This window comes from Rathayibacter sp. AY1C6, from assembly GCF_002931535.1.
In the GTDB taxonomy this organism is placed as follows: Bacteria; Actinomycetota; Actinomycetes; order Actinomycetales; family Microbacteriaceae; genus Rathayibacter.
The window spans coordinates 1-22,388 of record NZ_PSWC01000014.1; the positions used below are offsets into that span (position 1 = coordinate 1).

Genomic DNA, 22,388 nt, shown 5'->3' on the forward strand with positions numbered 1-22,388 from the left:
GCGGGACGGGGCGGGCTCGGCGGCAGGAGTCGGGGAGGCGGTCGCCTCGATCCCTCTCGACGCCGGTGCGCCGACGGGATCGTGGGACGGCTTTTGTTGCGGCGGGCGTCCCGTCCTCCCGGGGGTCGCGCGCGTCGCTCCGGCATCGTCCGACGCAGCCCGTCCGGCCACGGCCGGCACCGTGCTCCTCGGAGCGGCGCCGGAACCGCTGGACCGCCCCGCCGGATCGCCGTCCGCTGCACTCGTCCGGTCCGCGGCCTCCGGGTCCGTCTCCGGCCGGTCGGCGCTCGCCGCCGCTCCTCCGCTCGATGTGGGCGCAGCCGCCTCGGCCGTTGCACGCTCGTCCACCCGCGCGGAGGCGTCCTCCGCCGCCACGAGCGCGCCGCCCCCGTTCCCGGACAGCAGAACCGCCGCCCCGACGACTCCCGCGATCGCGAGTGCCGCCGCAGCGGACGCGGCGACGACCACTCCTGTTCCGCTGCCCGCTCTCGACGCTCGGACCGCTCTCGACGCTCGGACCGCTCTCGACGCTCGAACCGCGCTCGACGCCCGGACCGCGCTCGGCAGCGGACCGGAGGCCGCGCCGGAGCCCCCGCCCGCCGCCCAGGCTGCCGCACCGCTCACGCCGGCCGAGAGCGGCAGCAGCACCGACGCGAGGCGGCGCGCAGTGCTCTCGGCCTCCGCCAGCGCCTCCCGGCAGGAGAGGCACCCGTCCAGGTGCCGATCGATGCGGTGCCTGTCCCGGACGGGGGCTCGTCCTCGCGCGTACGTCCCCGCCCGCTCGAGCACCCACTCGCACTCGCCCGTCGCCGAGGCGTCCGCCACGTGCTCCCGGATCCACGCGGAGCGCAGCCCCTCCCGCGCCCGCACCCCGAGCGCTGCGACCGCGTTGGGCCGCAGGCCCATCAGCGGTGCGGCGGCGGCGGGGGACAGGCCCTCCACCTCCGTGTACCAGAGCACCTCCTGCCAGCGCGGCGGCAGCGCCCGGAACGCGCGCGCGCCCAGGTCGCGCTCGAGGGCGGCGAGGGCGTGCGCCTCGGGATCGGGGCCGGCAGAGGGGAGGGCGCGGTCGGCCTCGTCGAACGGCCGCTCGTGCCGGTCCCGCCGGGCCCAGGATCCCGCGACGTTGCGGACGGTGGTGAAGAAGTAGGGGCGGAAGGCGCCCTCGGGTCCGCCGCCGCGCTCGATCGCCCGCAGGACGCGGAGGAACGCCTCCGAGACCAGGTCGTCGGGGTCGGAGCTGCTCGCCCACGCCCGGGCCACGGTGCGCCCGGCCGAGGAGTGGCGGCGCCAGAGCTCGGAGACCGCGTCGGTGCGGCCCTCCCGGACCAGCGCGACGAGCTCCTCGTCGCTGCGGCCGTCGATGCGCTCGGAGCGGCGTCGAGGACTCACGGCGACGCCCTCCCTCCCGGTCCCGCGCCGGGACCGCCCGAGGGATCGTCGCACGATCGCGCGTGCCCGTCCCCGACTGGCGCGACTCCCGCGCCACCCGGCCCGCTTGCTAGAGTGAGCCCGCCGCGACTGGCGTTCGGATGGGTGACCATCAGGGAGCGGCACCTCCTCCGGGGCAGCGCCCCGGACACTTTTCCCGCCGCACGCCTGGGCTGGAACGGATACCGTAGATCGGGTCGCCCGAACGAGCCGTGTCGCGCCGCAGCGACCTGCCGGGCCCCTTCCGTTTCCCAGCCAAGGAGCGTCCGTGTCCTCTTCCCCCGCCAGCCCCGGCGTCGCCGCCTCGTTCGACCAGCCCGTGTCGGTGGTCGACCCCGAGATCGCCGCCGTGCTCCAGCAGGAGCTCGACCGCCAGCGCGGCTACCTCGAGATGATCGCGAGCGAGAACTTCGTGCCGCGCGCGATCCTCGAGTCGCAGGGCTCCGTCCTGACCAACAAGTACGCCGAGGGCTACCCCGGACGCCGCTACTACGGCGGCTGCGAGTACGTCGACATCGCCGAGCAGCTCGCGATCGACCGCGCCAAGGCCCTCTTCGGCGCCGAGTTCGCCAACGTCCAGCCGCACTCCGGAGCCTCCGCCAACGCCGCGGCGCTCGCCGCGCTCGTGCAGCCCGGAGACACCATCCTCGGCCTCGAGCTCGCGCACGGCGGCCACCTGACCCACGGCATGAAGCTGAACTTCTCGGGCAAGCTCTACAACGCGACCGCGTACGGCGTCGACCCGCAGACCTTCCGCATCGACATGGACGCGGTCCGCGAGAAGGCCCTCGAGGTCCGCCCGCAGGTGCTCATCGCCGGCTGGTCCGCCTACCCCCGTCAGCTCGACTTCGAGGCGTTCCGCGCCATCGCCGACGAGGTCGGCGCGAAGCTCTGGGTCGACATGGCCCACTTCGCCGGCCTCGTGGCGGCGGGGCTGCACCCGTCGCCGGTGCCCTACGCCGACGTCGTGACCACCACCGTCCACAAGACGCTGGCCGGCCCGCGCTCGGGGCTCATCCTCGCGAAGCAGGAGTACGCCAAGAAGCTGAACTCGGCCGTCTTCCCCGGCCAGCAGGGCGGCCCGCTCATGCACGTGATCGCCGCGAAGGCGACCGCGTTCAAGCTCGCCGGCGAGCCCGAGTTCGCCGATCGCCAGGCACGCACCATCCGCGGCGCGCAGATCCTCGCCGAGCGCCTCACGGCGGCCGACTCGAAGGCCGAGGGCATCGACGTCCTGACCGGCGGCACGGACGTCCACCTCGTCCTCGCCGACCTGCGCGACTCGCCGTTGGACGGCAAGCAGGCCGAGGACCGCCTCCACGAGGTCGGCATCACGGTCAACCGCAACGCCGTGCCGTTCGACCCCCGCCCGCCGATGGTCACCTCGGGCCTGCGCATCGGCACGCCGGCGCTCGCGACGCGCGGCTTCGGCGACGCGGAGTTCACCGAGGTCGCCGACGTCATCGCCGAGGCGCTCAAGCCCTCGGCCGACCTCGAGGCGCTGCGCGGCCGTGTCGCCCGTCTCACCGACGACTTCCCGCTCTACCCCGGGCTGTAGTCGATCCGCTGCACCACCCGCGCGGCGGAGGACGGGGCACCGCCCACCTCCGCCGCGCCACGACCGAGGAGCCCGAGATGACGGCACAGGTACTCGACGGCGTCGCGACGGCGACGGCGGTCAAGACGGAGATCGCGGAGCGGGTCGCCGCTCTACGCGAGCGGGGCGTCGTGCCCGGGCTCGGCACGCTGCTGGTGGGGGACGATCCCGCCTCCCGCTCGTACGTCGCGGGCAAGCACCGCGACTGCGCGGAGGTCGGGATCGAGTCGATCCGCGTGGACCTCCCCGCGACCGCGTCGGCGGACGACATCCGCGCCGCCATCCGGCAGCTCAACGACTCGGAGGCCGTGACCGGGTACATCATCCAGCTCCCGCTGCCGGAGGGCATCGACGAGAACGCGATGCTCGAGCTCATGGATCCGGACAAGGACGCCGACGGCCTGCACCCCACCAACCTCGGCCGCCTGGTGCTCGGCGTCGAGGGTGAGCTGGACAGCCCGCTGCCCTGCACGCCGAACGGGATCGTCGAGATGCTGCAGCGCCACGGCATCCCGACCTCGGGCCGGCATGTCGTCGTCGTGGGCCGCGGGCTCACCGTCGGCCGTCCGCTCGGGCTCCTGCTCACGCGGAAGGGCCTCGACGCCACCGTGACCCTCACCCACTCCCGCACGGCCGATCTCGCCGCGGAGGTGCGCCGCGCCGACATCGTGGTGGCCGCCGTGGGCGTGCCCGGGCTCATCCGCGCCGACTGGGTGAAGCCCGGCGCCGCCGTGCTCGACGTGGGCATCACGCGGGTCGAGAACCCGGAGACGGGCCGCGCGAAGCTGACGGGCGACGTCGCACCGGAGGTGGCGGAGGTCGCGGGCTGGCTCTCGCCCGTGCCCGGCGGCGTCGGCCCGATGACGCGCGCGATGCTCATCCACAACGTGGTGACGGCGGCCGAGCGCGCCCTGCGCTGACCGGTCCCGCGCCACAGGACCCGCGCCGGACCGCGCTCGGGGGCGACGTCCAGTCGCCTGCCGGTAGCGTGGCCCGGCGCTCTCGCGTCCCCCACCCCGTCGGACACGTCCTCGGAGCGCGCCCCGCCCCACGAGGAGAACCCATGCTCACCGTCACCGCCTACGCCGCCCCCTCCGCGACCGAGCCGCTCGTCCCCACCACCATCGAGCGCCGCGACGTCGGACCGCACGACGTGCTCATCGAGATCGCCTACTCCGGCATCTGCCACTCCGACATCCACACCGTCCGCGGAGACTGGGGTCCGGTGGCGTACCCGCTGACCGTCGGCCACGAGATCGTCGGCGTCGTCGCCGAGGTCGGCTCCGAGGTCACCAAGCACTCCGTCGGCGACCGCGTCGGCGTCGGCTGCATGGTGAACTCCTGCCGCGAGTGCGAGAACTGCCTCGCGGGCGAGGAGCAGTACTGCCTGAAGGGCAACACCGGCACCTACGCCTCCGTCGACCGCGACGGCACCATCACCCAGGGGGGCTACTCCACGCACGTCGTCGTCGTCGAGGACTTCGTGCTCCGCGTCCCGGAGTCGATCCCCTACGAGGCCGCCGCTCCGCTGCTGTGCGCGGGCATCACGACCTACTCGCCGCTCTCGCACTGGGAGGCGGGGCCCGGCAAGCGCGTGGCCGTCGTCGGCCTCGGCGGGCTCGGCCACATGGCCGTCAAGTTCGCGCACGCGATGGGCGCCGAGGTCACCGTGCTCTCGCAGACCCTCAGCAAGAAGGAGGACGGCCTCCGCCTGGGCGCCGACCACTACTACGCGACGCGCGACGAGGCGACCTTCACCGATCTCGCGAACACCTTCGACCTGATCGTCAACACGGTCAGCGCGCCCCTCGACCTCGACGCCTACCTGGGGCTCCTGCGCCGCAACGGCACGATGGTGAACGTGGGCGCTCCGGCCGAGGCGCTGCCGTTGCACGTCTTCACGCTCTTCGGCGCCCGTCGCTCCTTCGCGGGCTCGGGCATCGGCGGCATCCGCGAGACCCAGGAGATGCTCGACTTCTGTGCCGAGAAGGGCATCGCGAGCGAGGTCGAGGTCGTCTCGGCCTCGCAGATCAACGAGGCCTACGAGCGCGTCCTCGCCTCGGACGTCCGCTACCGCTTCGTGATCGACGCCTCCACGTTCGAGAAGTGAGCGCGGCCGGGGCGCTAGCCTCGGCGGCATGAGCGAACGGAGCCACCCGGCCGTCGACCGCGTCCTCGACGACCTCGACCGGGACGGCGTGCACCCGACCGTGCGCTGGCTCGACTCGGCCGCGTCGACGGCCGCACTGGCGGCCGAGGCGCTGGGCGTCGACGTCGGCCAGATCGCCAACTCGCTCGTGTTCCTGCTCGACGGTGCGCCGCTGCTGGTCCTGACCAGCGGCGGCCACCGCGTCGACACCGCCTGGCTGGGCGTGCAGCTGGGCGGATCGATCACCCGGGCGCCGGCCGCGGAGGTGAAGTCCGCGACGGGCCAGACGATCGGCGGGATCGCGCCGGTGGGCCATCCCGCGCCGCTGCGCACCGTGGTCGACACGGCCCTCGCCGCCTACGACGTGGTCTGGGCTGCGGCCGGGCACGCTCACACCGTCTACCCGACGAGCTTCGCCGAGCTGGTCCGGGTCACCGGGGGAGAATCGCGCGCCGTCGTTCCGCCGGATCCGGCGCCGTAGCGGCTGGACGAGGAACGCCCCCTGCGACGCGAGGTCGCAGGGGGGCGTCGACGGGAGCAGAGGTCAGAGCACGCGACCCGCGCCGTCGGCGGCCGTGACCAGGAAGAGCTCCGGAGTCGCGAAGCCCTTCTCGGCGAAGGCGGCGAGGACCGCGGCGCGGACCTCCTCCTCCTTCTCCACCGGCGTGAGGGCGATCGCGGAGCCGCCGAAGCCGCCGCCGGTCATCCGGGCGCCGATCGCTCCGGCGCCGCGCGCCGCCTCGACGGCGGTGTCGAGCTCGGGCACCGAGATCTCGAAGTCGTCGCGGAGTGAGACGTGGCCGGCGTCGAGCAGATCGCCGATCGCCCGGGGACCGTGCTCGCGCAGGGTGCGGACGGTCTCGAGCACGCGGGCGTCCTCGGTCACGACGTGCTTCACGCGCCGGTAGGTGACGTCGTCGAGGAGCTCCTGGGCGCGCGGCAGGTCGTCGACCGTCAGCTCGCGGAGCGACGGCACGCCGAGGGTCGCGGCGCCGAGCTCGCAGGAGGCGCGCCGCTCGGCGTAGCCGCCGGTGGCGTGCGCGTGCTCGACGCGGGTGTCGACGACGAGCAGGACGAGCCCGGCCTCCTCGAACCCGAGGGGGACGACCTCGGTGTCGAGGCTGCGGCAGTCCAGGAACACCGCGGCGTCGCGCTTCCCGAAGAGGGAGGCGGACTCGTCCATGATCCCGGTGGGGGCGCCGACCGCGACGTTCTCGGCGCGACGACCGACGCGGGCCATCGTCGCGCGGTCGAAGCCGAGGTGCCAGAGCTCGTCGAGGGCGACGGCCATCGCGCACATCAGCGCCGCCGAGCTCGAGAGCCCCGCGCCGACCGGCACGTCGGAGTCGACGTACGCGTCGAAGCCCGAGCGGGAGCCCAGGTCGACGCCGTACTCGGTGAGCGCCCAGACCACGCCGAGCGGGTAGGCCGACCAGCCGGTCACGGCACCGGGGCCGAGCTCGTCGAGAGCGACCTCGACCACCTCGGGGGAGAAGGCGCTGCTGATCCGGATCAGGCGGTCCTCCCTCGGAGCGACGGCCATCGCCGTGGCGCGGTCGATCGCGAAGGGGAAGACGAAGCCGTCGTTGTAGTCGGTGTGCTCGCCGATCAGGTTCACGCGGCCGGGGCCGGCCCAGACGCCCGCGGCAGGGCGGCCGAAGGTGCGCTCGAAGGCGGCGGCCGCGCTCTCGGCGACGGCGGTCAGGGAGGCGGGAGCGGCGGTCATCGGTTCTCCTCGGCGATGTCGGCGGCGGTGGTGGCGGGAGTGGCGGCGCCGCCGGGAAGCGAGTCGTCGCTGTGCGCGGCGACCGGCAGCGCCGCGTCGGGGCGCTGTGCGATCCCGGCCTCGAGCACGGCCGCGTCGGCCCGCTCGATCGCCGCGCGCAGGGCCGCGGCGCTCGTCTCGGGGGCGATGTCGCCGATCCAGGCGCCCATCGCGGCCTCGCTCCCCGCGAGGTACTTGAGCTTCGTCTCGGCGCGGCGGGGCGAGGTGATCTGGAGCATCAGGCGCACCTCGTCGCGGCGCTCGTGCACCGGGGCCTGGTGCCAGGCGGCGATGTAGGGCGTCGGGGTGTCGTAGAGGGCGTCGATGCCGCGGAGCAGGCGCTGGTACATCGCAGCCAGCTCGTCGCGCTCCTCCGGGGTGGTCGCCGCCAGGTCCGGGACGTGGCGGTGCGGCAGGAGGTGCACCTCGACCGGCCAGCGCGCGGCGAACGGCACGAACGCGGTGAAGTGCTCGCCGCGGAGGAGGACGCGCTCGCCGGCCTGCTCGAAGGCGAGGACGTCGGCGAACATCGACGGCCCGTAGCTGTCGAGCGAGGCGAGCAGGCGGGTCGTGCGCGGTGTGACGTAGGGGTAGGAGTAGATCTGCCCGTGGGGATGGTGCAGCGTGACGCCGATCGCCTCGCCGCGGTTCTCGAACGGGAAGACCTGCTGCACGCCGGGAAGGGCCGAGAGGGCGCCCACGCGGTCGGCCCAGGCCTCGACCACGGTCCGGGCGCGGGAGGCGCTGAGCGTGGCGAACGAGCCCTCGTGCTCGGGGCTGAAGCAGACGACCTCGCAGCGGCCGACACTGGTCAGCGTCCGGCCGAGCCCGAGAGTGCGCAGGTCCTCCAGGGAGGCGGGCGCGTCCGCGTCCTCGAGGAGCGGGCCGAAGGAGGGGGAGCGGTTCTCGAAGACGGCGACGTCGTAGCGGCTGGGCACCTCCGACGGGTTCGTCGGCGACGCCGGGGCGAGCGGATCGAGCTCGGCCGGCGGCAGGAACACGCGGTTCTGGCGCGACGCGGCGATGGAGACCCACTCGCCGGTCAGCACGTCCTGGCGCATCCGCGCGGTGGCGGGGCGGGGGTCGAGGTGGCGTGCGTCGGCGGCGCGCTCCGGGGGGAGGGTCGTGTCGGCGTCGTCGAAGTAGAGGAGCTCGCGGCCGTCGGCCAGCGTGTGCGGGCGCTTGACGACGCCGGCGGAGAGTGTGATCGCTTCGTTCATGGCAGGAGTCAGACTAGGGCCGCACCTTCGAAAAGGAAAGCTCGTTTTCCCTTTGACAAGTCCACCGGCCCGCGGGCACGATGGGCGGATGAGGACGGACGGCGAGCAGGAGTCCACGTCGGCGATCGAGCGCCGGCTGCGGCTGCGTCTGGCCGCCGAGAGCTCGGGCTTCGTCGGGGTCGCCCCGATGGCCGACATGCTCGGGGTCTCGGTCGTCACGGTCCGCTCCGATCTCGCCCTGCTCGCGAGCGAGGGCGTCCTCCAGCGGGTGCGCGGAGGGGCGATCCCGGCGCCGAGGCCCACCGGCGAGCGCTCGCTCGAGGAGGGCCTGAGCGCCGCCTCCGACGAGAAGGCCGCGATCGGCGAGGAGGCCGCCGCCTCCGTCTCCTCCGGGCAGAGCATCGTGCTCGACGTGGGCACCACACCGCTCGCCATCGCGCACGCGCTCGTGGCGCGGGAGGAGCTGCGCGACGTCACGGTGATCACGAACGGCCTCTCCACGGCGCTGGCGCTCGAGCCGGCCATCCCGCGCTTCACGGTCGTCGTCACCGGAGGCACTCTGCGGCCGCTGCAGCACTCGCTGGTCGAGCCGCTCGCGTCCGAGCTGCTCGAGCGGATCCGCGCCGACATCGCCTTCATCGGCTGCACCGGCGTGCACCCCGAGGCCGGCGTCACCAACGTCAACCTCCCCGAGGCGACCCTGAAGCGCCGGATGCTGCAGGCGGCGACCCGCCGGGTCGTGGTCGCGGACTCCTCGAAGCTCGGAGTGGTCGACCTCGGCCGGGTCGCCGCTCCCGACGAGTTCGACCGTCTGCTCACGGGGGCGGGCGCCGCCGACGGACTCGTCGCCGCTCTGGAGGAGGCGGGGCTCGCGGTCACCCGCTGCCGGGCGCTCGGCGAGCGCGTCAGTCCGTAGGATCGAGGAATGGCCGACTTCACCCCCGCCCCCGCCACCGGGCGCCAGTTCTCGCTCGACCTCACCGCCGAGGGACGCACCCTGCACGCCGTCGTGACGGAGGTGGCCGCAGCGCTGCGCCACCTCTCGGTCGACGGAGTGGAGATCACCGCCTCCTACCCGGAGAGCACCGTCCCGCCGTTCGGCTCGGGCATCGTCCTGATGCCCTGGCCCAACCGCGTGAAGGACGGGCGCTGGCACCACCGCGGCGAGACGCTCCAGCTCGCGATCACCGAGCCGAAGTACCACAACGCCATCCACGGCCTCCTGGTGAGCACCCCGTACCGCCTCGTCGACCAGGGCCCGTCCTTCGTCGAGCTGGCCGCGCCGGTCGTGCCGCAGGCGGGCTACCCGTTCCACCTCGAGACCTCGGTCCGCTACGAGCTGCAGGCCGACGGACTGAAGGTCGTCCACCGCGTCGTCAACGTCGGCGCCGACGAGGCACCCGTCGCCATCGGCACGCACCCCTTCCTCGCCATCGGCGACGTCCCGACCGACGAGCTCGAGATCACCGTCGACGCGGCGGCGCACATCGAGGTCGACGAGCGCCTCAACCCCACCGCGCAGAACCCGGTCGAGGGCACCGAGTGGGACCTCCGCTCCGGCCGCCGCATCGGCGACCTCGAGCTCGACGACGCCTGGGCCGACGTCCGGATGGTCGACGGCGAGAGCGTGCACGGCCTCCGCGCCGCGGACGGCCGCCGAGTGCTCCTCTGGGCCGACGCCTCGCACAACTTCATCCAGGTCTTCATCACCCGGATCTTCCCCGACGGCGACGACGTGAAGACCGCGATCGCCGTGGAGCCGATGACCGCTCCCGCCGAGGCGTTCAACAGCGGGCAGGGCCTGCGCTGGCTCGAGCCGGGCGAGGAGTGGACCGTCGCGTGGGGCATCCGCCACGAGGGGTTCCCCACCGCGTCATGACCACCCTCGCGGCGGTCGGGCGCGACGACGAGGCCAAGCGCGTCGCCCTCGTCCGGATGAAGCGGCTCGCCACGGGCCTGCTCGTGGTGATGGCCGTCGTCTTCGCCGTGTCGTTCGCCCTGCAGGAGCGCTACCCGTGGCTGCAGTGGGTCCGGGCCGCGAGCGAGGGCGGGATGGTCGGCGCGCTCGCCGACTGGTTCGCCGTGACAGCGCTGTTCCGTCGGCCGCTGGGCCTGCCGATCCCGCACACCGCGATCATCCCGACCAAGAAGGACGAGATCGGCGCGAGCCTCGCGCAGTTCGTCGAGGAGAACTTCCTCCGCGGCGCCATCGTGCGCGAGAAGCTCGACTCCTTCGGGATCGCCCGGCGGGCGGGGCTGTGGCTCGCCGAGCCGGAGAACGCGCACCGGGTCGGCGGCGAGAGCGCCGCGGCCGTCCGCTCGGCGATCGCCCTGCTGGACGACTCCGACGTGCAGCGCGTGATCGAGGCGCTGGCGCGGCGCCACCTCCTCGACCCGCAGTGGGGCCCGCCGCTGGGCTCGCTGGTGGGCAGCGTGGTCGAGGCGGGCCACCACCGGCGCCTCGTGGACACGCTGGTGGAGCAGGCGGAGGCGTGGCTGACCGCGAACCCGCAGAGCTTCACCCGCATGGTCAGCGGCCGCCTGCCGAGCTGGCTGCCCTCCGCGGTCAGCCGAGCGGTGGACGAGCGGCTGTACCGCGAGGCGCTCGTCTTCGTCGCCGCGGTGCGCGAGGACCAGGTGCACCCGTTCCGGATCGCGATCGACGGCTACCTCGCCACGCTGGCGCAGGATCTGGGCACCGACCCCGACCTGATCGCCCGGGTCGAGGAGATCAAGAACCGCGCCTTCGACAGCCCGCGCGTCCGCGAGCTCGCCGGGGACGCCTGGGAGGCGACGAAGGCCTCCCTCCTCGGCGCGATGGACGACCCGTCGAGCCCCCTCCGCGGCAGCATCGAGTCGATCGTGGTCGATCTGGGCCGCCGGCTCTCGACCGACGCCGGTCTCGCGGCGACCGTCGACTCCTGGATCGGATCGGTCGCGGCCAACCTGGTCGACCGCTACCGCACCGACATCGCCAGCATCATCGGCGACACCATCCACCGCTGGGACCCGCGCGAGACGTCCGAGAAGCTCGAGCTGCAGGTCGGGAAGGACCTCCAGTTCATCCGGATCAACGGCACCGTCGTGGGCTCCCTGGCCGGGCTGGTCATCTTCACCGTCGCGCACGCGCTGCTCGGCTCGTGAAGCGGGGCGCCCGGGCCCGCTCCGCAAGCCCTCGTCGGCGTCGGTGGTCGGGCGTACGGTCGCACCATGAGCGATGACAACACCACCGATCCCGATGTCAAGACCGAGGGCGACGTCCTCGGCGCCCGTGCCGACGACGGCAGCGACACCAGCGCCAGCAAGGACCCGTCCGACTGGGTCACCGGCGACGAGCCGATGACCGGCCCGCAGCGCAGCTACCTCGACACCCTCGCGCGCGAGGCGGGCGAGACCCTGCCCGCCGACCTCACCAAGGCCCAGGCCTCCGAGCACATCGACCGCCTGCAGTCCTCCACGGGCCGTGGCGACGGCAGCAACGGGCACGACTGATCCCGCCGGGGCGCCCCGGGGCTGAGCATCAGTCCCCGTCGGCGCCCCCGTCCGGGGCGCGCACACCGCGCCCCGACGTCCCTAGGGTTCCGTCATGGCGATCTCCCGCACCACGCGCAACGCCCTCGACCTCATCGACGCGATCCGGATCCCCGGCCGCATCGATCCCCGTCTGGCCCGGCAGGTGACCCTGTCCCTCCGCCAGCTCCTCGAATCCGGAGCCTTCGGCCCGAGCGAGCGGCTCCTCCGCCGCCGCGCGAGGAGGCTCCGCTCCCGCACCCGCGAGGCGGCCGCGTTCCGGCAGACGCGCCCGGCCGGCTGCACCGTCCAGCCCTGAGCCCGCTGAACGGAGTCGCTCCGCTGTGACCGGCGACGGGACAGACACCGTCTGCGCGGTCGTCTAGAGTTCCTGGCATCCGGTCCGCCGGATGCCCGCCGCAGTCTCCCGGCCGGTCGACAACGGAGTCGTCCCGGCGCGGGTCATCCCCCCATTCGCGCGTCGAACGCCCCGCTGGTTCCAGCACCCCGCTCCCTCCTCGAGAAGGGACTCCCGCGATGACGACCCGCGTCTCGCACACCGCGACGACCGTCCGCCTCGTCCGCTGGTACCGGATCGACTCCGACTGGCTCTCGGAGGTCGTCACCGGCCGCCTGCTCGAGCACCAGGACGGCCGCTGGCGCCTGCTCGTCGGCGAGAAGGTCCGCGACTACCCGGACGAGGTGTGGTCGCTCTGCCACGAGTGACGCCGTCGCGGTCTGCCGGGGCCCGGACGGGGCGTCAGAGGTAGAGGTAGTACGTCTTCGCGCAGTCCGTCGAGCAGAACGGATCGCGGCGGCGGGCCGGCCGGACGCGGCACGCCTCGCACAGCCGCGGCCGCCGCAGAAGAGCGCGGAGGAAGGTCAGCACTCCTGCACGGTAGTGGTGCGACCTGTCCGCGCCCTGGCACTGTCCGGAAAGCGCGACCAGGCGAGCGGGTGGTGGGCCCCGTCGGGCTCGAACCGACGACCCGCGGATTAGTGACGGTCTCCCTGCTTGCTCGTCCGTGATCTTATCCAAACCGGGGTGGACCGCCGAAGGCGCTTCTGCCCCTGAAACCACTGGGATCGAGAGCCTCCCGGCGGGGTGCCTGAGGAGCCTCCCGGCGGGGTGCCTGAGGAGCCTACGGCGGGGTGCCTGAGGAGCCGCTCGGCGCGGCTTGGATCAGCTCGGCGGGGCGTCATTGGAGGGGTTGATCCTCGGCCCCACGTAGTCGACTGGCGTCGGCCGAAGGCCGGGCGCGCTCGCGAGGCGTCCGGTCTCCACGACCTCAAAGGTGGCGCTCACCTGTTGATCGATCATCTCGAGAACGTGCATCCCATCGATGAGCTTGCCGCGGCTAGAGACAACGATGACGACAGGCAACCGCATCGGGCTCTCCGCAGTCTCGATCGGTACTGTCGTCCGCATCGCGAACAGAGGGTCGCCGTGCTTCACTGCGCGGTCGGCAGTCAGCTACGTCCACGGCTCCCCGCGGATGTGCTGTTCCCACGGCGCTCCACCCTCGAGTTCCAATCCGAAGGTCACTTGGTGTCCTTCGCGAAGAACGACGGAGGCTTGCCCTAGACCCCTGTGCTTGTCAGCGATGTCCAAGTCGTGAAGATGAACAAAGATGCCCCCTTCGACTGGCTCGCCACACAGCCGCGTCGCTCTGGTTGGCCGCGGGTTTCCAGCCTTAAGAGGTGAGTCGGTCGCTCAGGCACTCGAGCGTGACCACGACGGACACGATCTAGGCACACCTCTACGCGACCGACTACACCTCGCAGGTCGCCCTCTTTGACGCCTTCGAGGCTCGCTAACCAACTAGAGGAAGCGAGCGTCGGCACTCCATCGGCCGACCTCGGCAAGTCGCTCCACGTTCGCATCGAACCGTTTCGTGGCTGACGCGATCTTGCGCTGCTGCTCAAAGTCTAAGGCGCCATCGGCCGTCACAGGGACTGCAATTTCCAGCTCCTTGACTCGCGTGGCGAATAGCTTTGCTTCATACAAGAAGCCGCCAGCGGTTACTGCGCTCTGAAGCGCGATTGACAGGTAGTCCAAGTCAAACAGGTTTGGCTTGATAGGATACACAGCAATCACGTCATCGGTGAGGAGGCATCCGGGCGGTCGGACGAATACCTTGCCAACGGAGGCGCCATTGGCGTTGACGGTTACGGAGGAGCGGTCCTCAATTGGATAAGCGGGAACCTTCTTCTTGTTGCGGCCAACCTTTGTGTGTTCGCTCAGCCAGGTCTTGCTGACTGACCCCTTGGTGATATAAGGGTTCTTGAAGCACGAATATACGATCACCTCGTCGCCATCCTCGTCGGTTGGCGGATGCTCTTGAATCTGCTTCGTCGTGATTCGAGTACCTGATTTGACTTCAAACCACTCGGGGTCCGACAGTGATATTGTTACCGTCTCGCCCGCAGTGAGTTCTTCGAGTTCCAGGCGCACTTCGTCCAGATCACGCGATAGTTCATCTAGCGTTGCGCGTGTGTCCTCAATGAATTCGCTTCGCTTGAGCGGCGCAGTGGACTCCCCAAGATCAACAAGTTCATCGTCGCTCCAGAAGCGCATCACGTCCCAGCGACTATCGATGCCGAAGGCGTTAGCATTGACAATCTTCACGATGGAAGAAGCGTCTGCGGAAGTTGCGTCGCCGTTGTCACGCTCTACGAAGGCTTCGGCGATGTCAGCTAGATCGTTGTCGTCCGGCGTGGGCGTCCGACGCCAGTCGAGGGACTCCCCAATCGAGCGAGCGATACCACAAAAGACGGGCGGGCGACTATCGACCGCGGTGTGCCGGCGTTCGAGTACAAGAATGTAGGTTTTCTGCGCTGTGTTGAAGAATGTGTTTCGCGGCAATTGTATTGACGCTAAGATATTGCAGTCTTCGAGGAGCTGCTGCTTCGGACCTCGCTCGGTCCTGTTCAGAAGGCCTTGGGGAACGATTACGAACGCGCGCCCGCCCGGCTTCAACGCTCCTGTGACATATCGAATGAACAAGGCTTCGACGCCGAGACCCGCGCGGTCGTAGTACTCCTTTAGTATTTTCCCGTTCCGGGGACCTGATACCTGCTTGATGGCGTCCTTGTAGACGGCGCTGCCCCGGGTGACGTACGGAGGGTTGGTGAGGACCACTGATACGGAGTCAATCGGTGGCTGCAGAAGCGACCCGAGCGTCTTACTGTCGTCCATTAAGACAAATGATTCGGCCATGGCTTTGCCCAATGCGGTCATGGTGGTTGACGGGTCGCGAACCATCTCGGCTAGGTGAATCAGCATGTTTGCTTTTGCGAGAATGTGGAGGTCGGCATCAATGTCGACCCCGATAGTCCGAATGCGGCGGCTAGGCTTCCCGTTCTTGATCGAGAGGTTCCCCTCCAGTGCGTCGGGCCACATAAGAGGCTCGAGCAGGAATCCGCCGACCCCTGCCGCCGGGTCGAGCACTACGTCGCCATCGTTCAACTTGTTGAGCTGAGCCATCGATACCATAGGCTTCACAACGTTCCGCGGCGTAAAGAATTGCCCCAGTCTTTGCAGGCGAGCTGACTTCCGAAGGAACGTCTCGTAAAGTCTTAGCTTGAACTCTGGGTCGATTCGTGTCAGTGGCCCGAAGTTGTTGAAGGCTGTGATGACTGCTCTGAAGGTATTGTTGTATGACTCATGAGTTTTACTTCCGCTTTGCAGAAAGACGAAGCCGTTTATGATCGAGGTCTTGGAAACAACTGTTTTGAGTCCAAAGAGAGCCGGAACTGAGGGATCGTCGCAGATTGTATTGTCCGGGAAGATCGACTTGATTTTGGGTCTGATCTGATTGACGTAGTACTCGACTTCGGTCAACCCGTTGTTCGATTTGAAGGTCGCGGAGTCGCCGACGAGCGAGTAGAAGTTCAAGTTCGCTGGTAGCACGGAGTTCGGGAGGTTGTCGCTGAGGAATTTCAGCATGAAGATTTCGACGAATGTCAGCAGGCATTCCTTTGGTTCGGCCTTCGTCGCGTGCCAGATCAGCTGCCACACCTTCTCTGCGAGTGGCGTCGGGTCGATCGGGGTCGTAGCGGTGCCCTGGAGTAGGTCCTCAAGGATGCCTGGCGTGAAGCTGCGGTCGTCGGCAAGCTCGACGATGAACCCTGCTGACGCGCTCATTACCACGTCGACGTAGGAGGTTCGAGTGCTGTCCGTAGTGAATGCCACCGTCGCTCCGACCGCCAGCGCTGACAGGAGAGCCTGCTCCTGCGCGGCGAGCAAACGCTTCTCTGCACCCACGCCGGAGAATTCGTGCGGCTTCTTGTGCTCGCCGATGGCAACGGGGGTGGGCCGCGTGTCGTCGCGTCTCAAGTACACCGTGTCCGGTTTGAGGGAGGCGGGCTTGACGGGAGCCTTGTATACGGTCGCAGTGAACGGGTGGCTAGAGGGAAGCTCAAGCGAAAGCCCCGCCGCTTTGAGTGCTGCCAGCGATGTCGCACCGACATTCAGTAACTCGAACGAACCGAACGTCTCCCCGCGCAGCTTGCCGGTTGCCAGGTACCCACGCTGGTTCAACTCTTCATTCGTCACATCCAAGAAGCTACCAACCCCGACGCTCGGGCTTGGACGCCACGCACTGCGCCGAGGGGTTTCGGAGGGATTCGTTCGTCGACTGGCAGGGCCGCCGGCAAGGACCCTCGCGCCGTAACTGGTGGGCCCCGTCGGGCTCGAACCGACGACCCGCGGATTAAAAGTCCGCTGCTCTGCCAACTGAGCTAGAGGCCCGCGCGCTCCAGGGTAGCGGGCCGCGGACCCCCGCGGAGCAGGCGACGAGCCCCGGGGAGACGGACCCGTTCCGCGCGGGCATACCCGCCCAGCCGCGGGCGTTACCCTCCTCGAACCCCCTACGGAGCGCGAGCGCGAGACCGCTCGCGCGCACGACCGCGGAAGGCGGCCCCATGACAGACGGCTTCCACAAGCCGACCAAGTTCCCCTCCCACGTCTTCGAGGCGTTCCAGGGAGGAGAGGACCCGGCGCAGATCAGCCGTGTCGCCCACGAGACCGCGATCGCGCTGCTGAGCCGCGTCCGGAACGACCCCGACCCGGTGGTCATCGACCGCCTGGTCGAGTACACCGACCACAACGGCATCGACGCGCTCGCCGAGCTTTGGGCGCGCTCCAGCGCGGCGAGCCTGCCGGGCGCCCTCTGGCGGATCTACCTGCTGCGGCTGGTCATCCGGCAGGACCCGGAGAGCACGAGCTTCCTCTACCAGCGCGGAGTCGAGCTGTCCGCCACGATCGACCCGGTGGTCGCCGGAGCCAGCACTCCCACGGGGCCGGCCGAGATCACCGAGCTGGCCGACCGGATCCTCCGCGGCGTCTTCGACGGCGACTTCGCGGTGGCACTGGACCGCGCCGCGGCGTTCTGCCGCGTGAGCGCCTCCGGAGCCGTCTCGGTCGCCGACGACGTGGAGCCGGTGAACCCCGCCCGGGCGAGCGAGCTGACCACCCGCGCCCTGCGCCTCTCGACCACCGCGGCCGAGCTCGTGAGCTGCGCGCGGCTGTGGCGGAGCGACTCCCTGGAGTGACGCGCAACCCGCGTTCACCCACTGCGAACGCCGCTCGCCGCCACCGCGGAGGCCTTTGGTAGACTGGCGGAAGCCGGATCGCAGTAACCCCGGGCTCCACTTATAGCCGCTTCGAGCGGCCTCGCGCCGAGAGGCGTTCCTGCGGTCCGGCCCCTTCTCTGCTCGCATCGCCGCCACGGTGCGCGAGGCGAGGGCCCAGGAGGAGTCGATCCTCGCCCGAGTCCCCACAGACAGGCGCCAGCGGAATGAAGAACAGCAGAGCTCTCCGGATCGGCGCGCGCGTCTGGGCGGGGGCGGGGCTGCTGGTCGTCGCCGCCCTCTACCTCCTCGCCGCGCCGAGCGTCGACGACGCGGAGGGCGCCCAGTTCGCCGCGGGGGTCTCGCTCTCGCAGGGCACGGTGATGCGCGTCCTCGCGGTCCTCGACGTGCTCGCCGGGCTCTGGGTCCTCATCCGCCCGCGCAGCTATCCGGGCACCACCGCTGCGGCTGTGGCCGTGATCTCGCTCTGGCTGGCCCCCCGGCTGGGCGACCCCGCGCTCGTGCCGATCGGCACGTTGGCGCTGGATGTCCGATTCGTGACGCATCCGATCGAGGTGTCGGTCGTCGTTGCAGGCCTGGCCGTGACAGCCTTCTGGATGACGCGGAATCTTTCAGCCCGGGCGCGGGCGAGGCGGGGCTGATGACGGACGACACCACTGCGGAGGCGGCTGTCCTCCTCGAGCGCATCGCCGGGGGAGAGCAGGCCGCGTTCGCCGCGCTCTACGACCAGATGGCCGGCCGGGTCCTCGGCCTGATCATCCGCGTCCTCGTCGACCGCTCCCAGTCCGAGGAGGTGGCCCAGGAGGTCTTCCTCGAGATCTGGCAAACCGCTGGGCGTTTCGCTCCGAATAAAGGAAGCGCGACGACCTGGATCCTCACGATGGCACACCGCAGGGCCATCGACAGGGTCCGCGCGGCTCAAGCCGGCCGTGATCGGGACATGCGCATCGGAATCCGAGACCTCGGACGCGACTACGACCAGGTCTCTGAGCAGGCGGAGGTGTCCCTCGAGCACGAGAAGGTCGCGGCCGCCATGGGCCGCCTGACGGAACTGCAGCGGCAGGCGCTGCAGCTCGCTTACTACGGCGGATACTCGCACAGCGAGATCGCGGGGATCCTGCAGTGCCCCGTGGGAACCGTCAAGACACGCCTGCGTGACGGAATGATCAGACTTCGAGAAGAGATGGGGGTGGCCCTGTGAACGATGAGCGACTCCCCGACGGGATGGACGACCCGCGCGATCTCGCGGCGGGTCACGCACTGGGCATCCTGACGCCCGAGGAGCAGGAGCGCTACGAGCGCTTCCTCTCCGAGCACCCGGAGGCGCGCGGCGAGGCCGACGCGTTCGCCGAGGTGGCGGAGGCGCTGGTCGCCGACGCACCCGCCGTGGAGCCCTCGCCGGGCTTCAAGGCCGACCTGATGGCGCTCATCGCCACCACTCCGCAGCTGCCGCTGGAGGAGCCCGACGAGGACCACGAGGCGCCCGCCGCGCCCCGTCTGGTCCCTGTCGCCTCCGAGGGCGAGCGGAGCGGTCCGACGGCTCGCCGGGACGGTGGCGGCAGCGCCGCGAACCGCGCCCGGAGCCGCTGGTTCGCCCGCCCCGCGGTCTACCTCTCGGCGGCCGCGGCCGCCGCGGTGATCGTGGTCGGCGGAGTGACCCTTCCGCCGCTGCTCTCGTCCGGCCCCGGCCAGACGCAGCAGCAGACGGCTCTGGAGCAGATCCGCAGCGCCCCCGACGCGCAGGAGACGACCGGCACGGTCGCCACCGGCGAGCAGGCGACGCTGGTCTGGTCGAGCTCGCTCGGCCGCTCCGCCCTCGTGGTGGACGACCTGGCGCCGCTGCCGGAGGACAAGACCTACGAGCTCTGGTACATCGGCTCATCCGGTCCGGTCGCCGCAGGGACGTTCGACGGGGGAGAGGGCAGCACCGTGGCCCCGCTCGAGGGGAGCCTGACCGAGGGCGGAGTCGTCGCCGTGACGGTCGAGGACGCCGGCGGCTCGCCGACTCCGACCACCGATCCGATACTGGCGATCGACATCGCCTGACGGCCCGAGCACGAGAAGAGCCGCACTCCGATGACGGAGTGCGGCTCTTCTCGTTCCCGGAGGGAACGCGGTGGAACGAGAGCGAGCCGCGACCCCGGAGGGACGCGGCTCGCTCTCGTCTGCGGCGGATCAGCCGAAGCGGCCCGAGACGTAGTCCTCGGTCGCCTGGACGGACGGCCGCGAGAACATCGTCGCGGTGTCGTCGTACTCGATGAGCTTGCCCGGCTTGCCGGTGCCCGCGATGTTGAAGAACGCGGTGCGGTCCGAGACGCGCGAGGCCTGCTGCATGTTGTGGGTCACGATGACGATCGTGTAGTCGTTCTTGAGCTCCTCGATGAGGTCCTCGATCGCGAGGGTCGAGATCGGGTCGAGGGCGGAGCAGGGCTCGTCCATCAGGAGGACGTCGGGGGAGACGGCGATCGCGCGGGCGATGCACAGACGCTGCTGCTGGCCGCCGGAGAGACCGGAGCCCGGCTTGTCGAGGCGGTCCTTCACCTCGTTCCAGAGGTTCGCGCCCTGGAGCGAGCGCTCGACGAGCGCGTCCGCGTCCGACTTCGAGATGCGGCGGTTGTTGAGCTTCACGCCGGCCAGCACGTTGTCCCGGATGGACATCGTCGGGAACGGGTTGGGGCGCTGGAAGACCATGCCCACCTGCCGGCGGACCTGCACCGGGTCGACGCCCGGGCCGTACAGGTTGTTGCCGTCGATAAGGACCTCGCCCTCGACGTGCGCGCCGGGGATGACCTCGTGCATGCGGTTGAGCGTGCGGAGGAAGGTCGACTTGCCGCAGCCGGACGGGCCGATGAAGGCGGTGACCGTGCGGGGCTCGATGGCGAGCGAGACGCCCTCCACCGCGAGGAACTGGCTGTAGTAGACGTTGAGGTCGTTGACCTCGATGCGCTTGGACATTGCTTCCTTCGGGGATTCCGGCCGGAGCCGAGTGGTGGGTGTCAGCGGCCGAGCTTGGGGGCGAAGATCTTCGCGATCAGGCGGGCGACCAGGTTCAGCGCCATGACGATCAGGATGAGGGCCAGCGCGCCGGTCCAGGCCCGGTTGAGGAACGCCTCGGCGTCGGGGCCCTGGTTCGCGTACTGCGTGTAGACGAAGACCGGGAGGGTCATCATCCGCTCGCTGAAGAGGTCGTAGTTCATCGACGCGGTGAAGCCGGCGACGATGAGCAGCGGGGCGGTCTCGCCGATGACGCGGGCGATCGCGAGGGTGATGCCCGTCGTGATGCCGGCGATGGAGGTCGGCAGCACGATCTTGACGATGGTCAGCCACTTCGGCACGCCCAGGGCGTAGGACGCCTCGCGCAGCTCGTTCGGGACCAGCTTCAGCATCTCCTCCGACGAGCGGACGACCACGGGGATCATCAGCACGGCGAGGGCGATCGAGCCGGCGAAGCCCATCCGGACGCCGGGGCCGAGGAGCAGCGCGAAGAGCGCGTACGCGAACAGGCCCGCGACGATGGAGGGGATGCCCGTCATCACGTCGACGAAGAAGGTGATCGCCCGGGCGAGGTGGCCGCGGCCGTACTCGACGAGGTAGATCGAGGTGAGCAGGCCGATCGGCACCGAGATCAGCGCGGCCATGGCCGTGATCTCGAGCGTGCCGATGATCGCGTGGAGGGCGCCGCCGCCCGCGTCGATGACGTTGCGCATCGACGAGGAGAAGAAGAGCGGATCGAACCGCGCGACTCCGTTGGAGACGACCGTGTAGAGCAGGGAGATCAGCGGGAGCAGCGCGATGATGAACGCGGTCGCGACCAGCGAGGTCACGAGGCGGTCGACAGCCTTGCGGCCGCCCTCGACCAGGCGCGAGACCACGTAGATGGCGACGTCGAAGAGGACGGTGCCCCAGAAGATCGCGCCGACGAGGCTGAAGTCGTTCATCATGCCGGCCGCCTGGAGGATCAGGAAGACGGCGGCGAACACGACCCAGCTGCCGACGAGCAGCATCCAGGGAGTGCCCTTGGGCAGCTTGCCCGCCTGCAGCGAGAAGGGCATCGACGAGGTGGCGGCGGACATCAGTTGGCTCCCGAGAAGGCCTTGCGGCGGTTGACGATGAACCGCGCGACCGAGTTCACGACGAGGGTGATGACGAAGAGGATGAGGCCCGAGGCGACGAGGACGTTGACGCCGACTCCGCTCGCCTCCGGGAACTGCAGCGCGATGTTCGCGGCGATGGTGTTCGAGTTCTGCGAGGTGAGCAGGAGGAAGGAGACGACCGTCGCGGGCGAGAGCACCATCGCGACGGCGAGCGTCTCGCCGAGGGCCCGGCCGAGGCCGAGCATGGCGGCCGAGACGATGCCCGGGGCGCCGAAGGGCAGGACGGCCATGCGGATCATCTCCCAGCGGGTCGCGCCGAGCGCGAGCGCCGCCTCCTCGTGCAGGCGCGGGGCCTGGAGGAAGATCTCGCGGCAGACCGCGGTGATGATCGGGATGACCATGACGGCCAGCACCACCGAGGCGGTGAGGATCGTCTTGCCGGTGCCCGACGCCTGGCCGCCGAAGAGCGGGAACCAGCCGATGTTCACGTTGAGGAAGAGGTAGAAGGGCTGCACCATCGGCGCCAGCACGGTCGCGCCCCAGAGGCCGAAGACCACCGAGGGGACGGCGGCGAGGAGGTCGACCACGTAGCCGAGGGCCATCGCGATGCGGCGCGGCGCGTAGTGCGAGATGAAGAGGGCGATCGCGATCGAGAGCGGCAGGGCGATCACCAGGGCGATCACCGCCGACCAGACCGTGCCGAAGACCAGGGGGCCGACGTAGGCCCAGAAGCTCGTCGCGTCGCCGGGGAGGCTGCCGGCCGGCGCGGTGAACGCGGGGATCGACTGCGCGATGAGGAAGATCGCGACGGCGGCGAGGACGAGGAGGATGAGGGAGCCGGCGGCGACGGTCGAGATCGAGAAGACCCGATCTCCGACACGCACCTTCGCCTTCGGGCGGACGACGGTCTCAGTTGCCATTCCAGGGGACTCTCTTCAGACGAGGGGGTTCGGCGGGGCGCACAGGGAGATGCTAGGGCTCGGAGGGGGCGTCCGGTGGGTCGAGCCCGGCACAGGCGGGGCCCGTC

23 protein-coding genes and 1 tRNA gene are annotated in these 22,388 nt (G+C 70.4%); 14 read left to right on the top strand and 10 right to left on the bottom strand.

All coding sequences use genetic code 11. The features are described from left to right. Nucleotides 1-1,392 (bottom strand): sigma-70 family RNA polymerase sigma factor (locus C5D36_RS09880; protein ID WP_104295727.1); only part of this gene is annotated, 1,392 nt, incomplete at its 3' end. A gap of 307 nt (nt 1,393-1,699) precedes the next feature. Here C5D36_RS09880 and glyA point away from each other — a divergent pair. The 4 genes from glyA to C5D36_RS09900 all read left to right on the top strand — a co-directional run bounded on the left by glyA (nt 1,700) and on the right by C5D36_RS09900 (nt 5,658). After that, nucleotides 1,700-2,989, top strand: a complete 1,290-nt coding sequence (gene glyA / locus C5D36_RS09885) for a serine hydroxymethyltransferase (RefSeq protein ID WP_104295728.1) — start codon at nt 1,700-1,702, stop codon at nt 2,987-2,989. 77 nt (nt 2,990-3,066) lie between these two features. Beyond that, nucleotides 3,067-3,948 (top strand): bifunctional methylenetetrahydrofolate dehydrogenase/methenyltetrahydrofolate cyclohydrolase, encoded by an 882-nt coding sequence (locus C5D36_RS09890; RefSeq protein WP_104295729.1) that lies wholly within the window; start codon nt 3,067-3,069, stop codon nt 3,946-3,948. Between the two features lie 143 nt (nt 3,949-4,091). Continuing rightward, the gene (locus tag C5D36_RS09895; RefSeq protein ID WP_104233905.1) at nt 4,092-5,138 is read left to right on the top strand and encodes an NAD(P)-dependent alcohol dehydrogenase; all 1,047 of its coding nucleotides are present in this window, start codon (nt 4,092-4,094) and stop codon (nt 5,136-5,138) included. Between the two features lie 28 nt (nt 5,139-5,166). Beyond that, nucleotides 5,167-5,658 (top strand): YbaK/EbsC family protein, encoded by a 492-nt coding sequence (locus C5D36_RS09900; RefSeq protein WP_104295730.1) that lies wholly within the window; start codon nt 5,167-5,169, stop codon nt 5,656-5,658. A 63-nt stretch (nt 5,659-5,721) separates the two neighbouring features. Here the strand turns inward: C5D36_RS09900 and galK are convergent, their stop codons facing one another. After that, complete coding sequence (gene galK / locus C5D36_RS09905) at nt 5,722-6,903, bottom strand: galactokinase (RefSeq protein WP_104233903.1); 1,182 nt, start codon at nt 6,901-6,903, stop codon at nt 5,722-5,724. Beyond that, nucleotides 6,900-8,162: a galactose-1-phosphate uridylyltransferase gene (gene galT / locus C5D36_RS09910; RefSeq protein ID WP_104256412.1), complete on the bottom strand. Its 1,263-nt coding sequence runs from the start codon at nt 8,160-8,162 to the stop codon at nt 6,900-6,902. Before galT ends, galK begins: the two co-directional genes overlap by 4 nt. A gap of 88 nt (nt 8,163-8,250) precedes the next feature. On the opposite strand from galT, the gene C5D36_RS09915 reads away from it, so the two are divergent. The 6 genes from C5D36_RS09915 to C5D36_RS09940 all read left to right on the top strand — a co-directional run bounded on the left by C5D36_RS09915 (nt 8,251) and on the right by C5D36_RS09940 (nt 12,398). Next, the gene (locus C5D36_RS09915; protein ID WP_104288068.1) at nt 8,251-9,078 is read left to right on the top strand and encodes a DeoR/GlpR family DNA-binding transcription regulator; all 828 of its coding nucleotides are present in this window, start codon (nt 8,251-8,253) and stop codon (nt 9,076-9,078) included. Between the two features lie 9 nt (nt 9,079-9,087). Further along, complete coding sequence (locus C5D36_RS09920; protein ID WP_104295731.1) at nt 9,088-10,041, top strand: aldose 1-epimerase family protein; 954 nt, start codon at nt 9,088-9,090, stop codon at nt 10,039-10,041. Further along, nucleotides 10,038-11,306, top strand: coding sequence for a DUF445 domain-containing protein (locus tag C5D36_RS09925; RefSeq protein WP_104224715.1), 1,269 nt, complete (start codon nt 10,038-10,040; stop codon nt 11,304-11,306). The genes C5D36_RS09920 and C5D36_RS09925 overlap by 4 nt, the downstream gene beginning before the upstream one ends. Before the next feature lie 66 nt (nt 11,307-11,372). Continuing rightward, nucleotides 11,373-11,654, top strand: coding sequence for a DUF3072 domain-containing protein (locus tag C5D36_RS09930; RefSeq protein WP_104224714.1), 282 nt, complete (start codon nt 11,373-11,375; stop codon nt 11,652-11,654). A 94-nt stretch (nt 11,655-11,748) separates the two neighbouring features. After that, nucleotides 11,749-11,991, top strand: a complete 243-nt coding sequence (locus tag C5D36_RS09935; protein ID WP_104256416.1) for a hypothetical protein — start codon at nt 11,749-11,751, stop codon at nt 11,989-11,991. 218 nt (nt 11,992-12,209) lie between these two features. Further along, on the top strand, nt 12,210-12,398 hold the full coding sequence (locus tag C5D36_RS09940) for a hypothetical protein (protein ID WP_104224712.1): 189 nt from the start codon (nt 12,210-12,212) through the stop codon (nt 12,396-12,398). A 34-nt stretch (nt 12,399-12,432) separates the two neighbouring features. On the opposite strand, the gene C5D36_RS17170 is transcribed toward C5D36_RS09940, so the two are convergent. The 4 genes from C5D36_RS17170 to C5D36_RS09955 form a co-directional block, all read right to left on the bottom strand. Further along, nucleotides 12,433-12,561 (bottom strand): hypothetical protein, encoded by a 129-nt coding sequence (locus tag C5D36_RS17170; RefSeq protein WP_258062912.1) that lies wholly within the window; start codon nt 12,559-12,561, stop codon nt 12,433-12,435. A gap of 294 nt (nt 12,562-12,855) precedes the next feature. After that, a complete protein-coding gene (locus C5D36_RS09945; protein ID WP_104295732.1) occupies nt 12,856-13,128 on the bottom strand; it encodes a hypothetical protein in 273 nt (90 codons plus the stop codon). Nucleotides 13,129-13,494: 366 nt separating this feature from the next. Continuing rightward, complete coding sequence (locus C5D36_RS09950) at nt 13,495-16,230, bottom strand: N-6 DNA methylase (RefSeq protein ID WP_146083728.1); 2,736 nt, start codon at nt 16,228-16,230, stop codon at nt 13,495-13,497. Nucleotides 16,231-16,349: 119 nt separating this feature from the next. Next, nucleotides 16,350-16,425, bottom strand: a tRNA-Lys gene (locus tag C5D36_RS09955). A 173-nt stretch (nt 16,426-16,598) separates the two neighbouring features. Between C5D36_RS09955 and C5D36_RS09960 the strand changes: the two genes are divergently transcribed. From C5D36_RS09960 to C5D36_RS09975, 4 genes are all read left to right on the top strand, one after another. After that, nucleotides 16,599-17,228: a DNA-directed RNA polymerase subunit beta gene (locus tag C5D36_RS09960; RefSeq protein WP_104227273.1), complete on the top strand. Its 630-nt coding sequence runs from the start codon at nt 16,599-16,601 to the stop codon at nt 17,226-17,228. A gap of 245 nt (nt 17,229-17,473) precedes the next feature. Beyond that, nucleotides 17,474-17,908 (top strand): hypothetical protein, encoded by a 435-nt coding sequence (locus tag C5D36_RS09965; protein ID WP_104295734.1) that lies wholly within the window; start codon nt 17,474-17,476, stop codon nt 17,906-17,908. After that, nucleotides 17,908-18,468 (top strand): ECF RNA polymerase sigma factor SigK, encoded by a 561-nt coding sequence (gene sigK, locus C5D36_RS09970; protein ID WP_104224709.1) that lies wholly within the window; start codon nt 17,908-17,910, stop codon nt 18,466-18,468. Before C5D36_RS09965 ends, sigK begins: the two co-directional genes overlap by 1 nt. Beyond that, nucleotides 18,465-19,313, top strand: a complete 849-nt coding sequence (locus C5D36_RS09975; RefSeq protein WP_146083729.1) for an anti-sigma factor domain-containing protein — start codon at nt 18,465-18,467, stop codon at nt 19,311-19,313. The genes sigK and C5D36_RS09975 overlap by 4 nt, the downstream gene beginning before the upstream one ends. Nucleotides 19,314-19,442: 129 nt before the next feature. On the opposite strand, the gene pstB is transcribed toward C5D36_RS09975, so the two are convergent. The 3 genes from pstB to pstC are packed head-to-tail and all read right to left on the bottom strand — an operon-like array spanning nt 19,443 to nt 22,281. Continuing rightward, nucleotides 19,443-20,222 (bottom strand): phosphate ABC transporter ATP-binding protein PstB, encoded by a 780-nt coding sequence (gene pstB, locus C5D36_RS09980; RefSeq protein ID WP_104224707.1) that lies wholly within the window; start codon nt 20,220-20,222, stop codon nt 19,443-19,445. A 41-nt stretch (nt 20,223-20,263) separates the two neighbouring features. Continuing rightward, nucleotides 20,264-21,340 carry a phosphate ABC transporter permease PstA gene (gene pstA, locus C5D36_RS09985; protein ID WP_104224706.1) on the bottom strand — a complete coding sequence of 359 codons (1,077 nt, stop codon included), beginning with the start codon at nt 21,338-21,340 and terminating at the stop codon, nt 20,264-20,266. After that, the gene (gene pstC, locus C5D36_RS09990; protein WP_104227270.1) at nt 21,340-22,281 is read right to left on the bottom strand and encodes a phosphate ABC transporter permease subunit PstC; all 942 of its coding nucleotides are present in this window, start codon (nt 22,279-22,281) and stop codon (nt 21,340-21,342) included. The genes pstA and pstC overlap by 1 nt, the downstream gene beginning before the upstream one ends. Between the last annotated feature and the right edge of the window lie 107 nt (nt 22,282-22,388).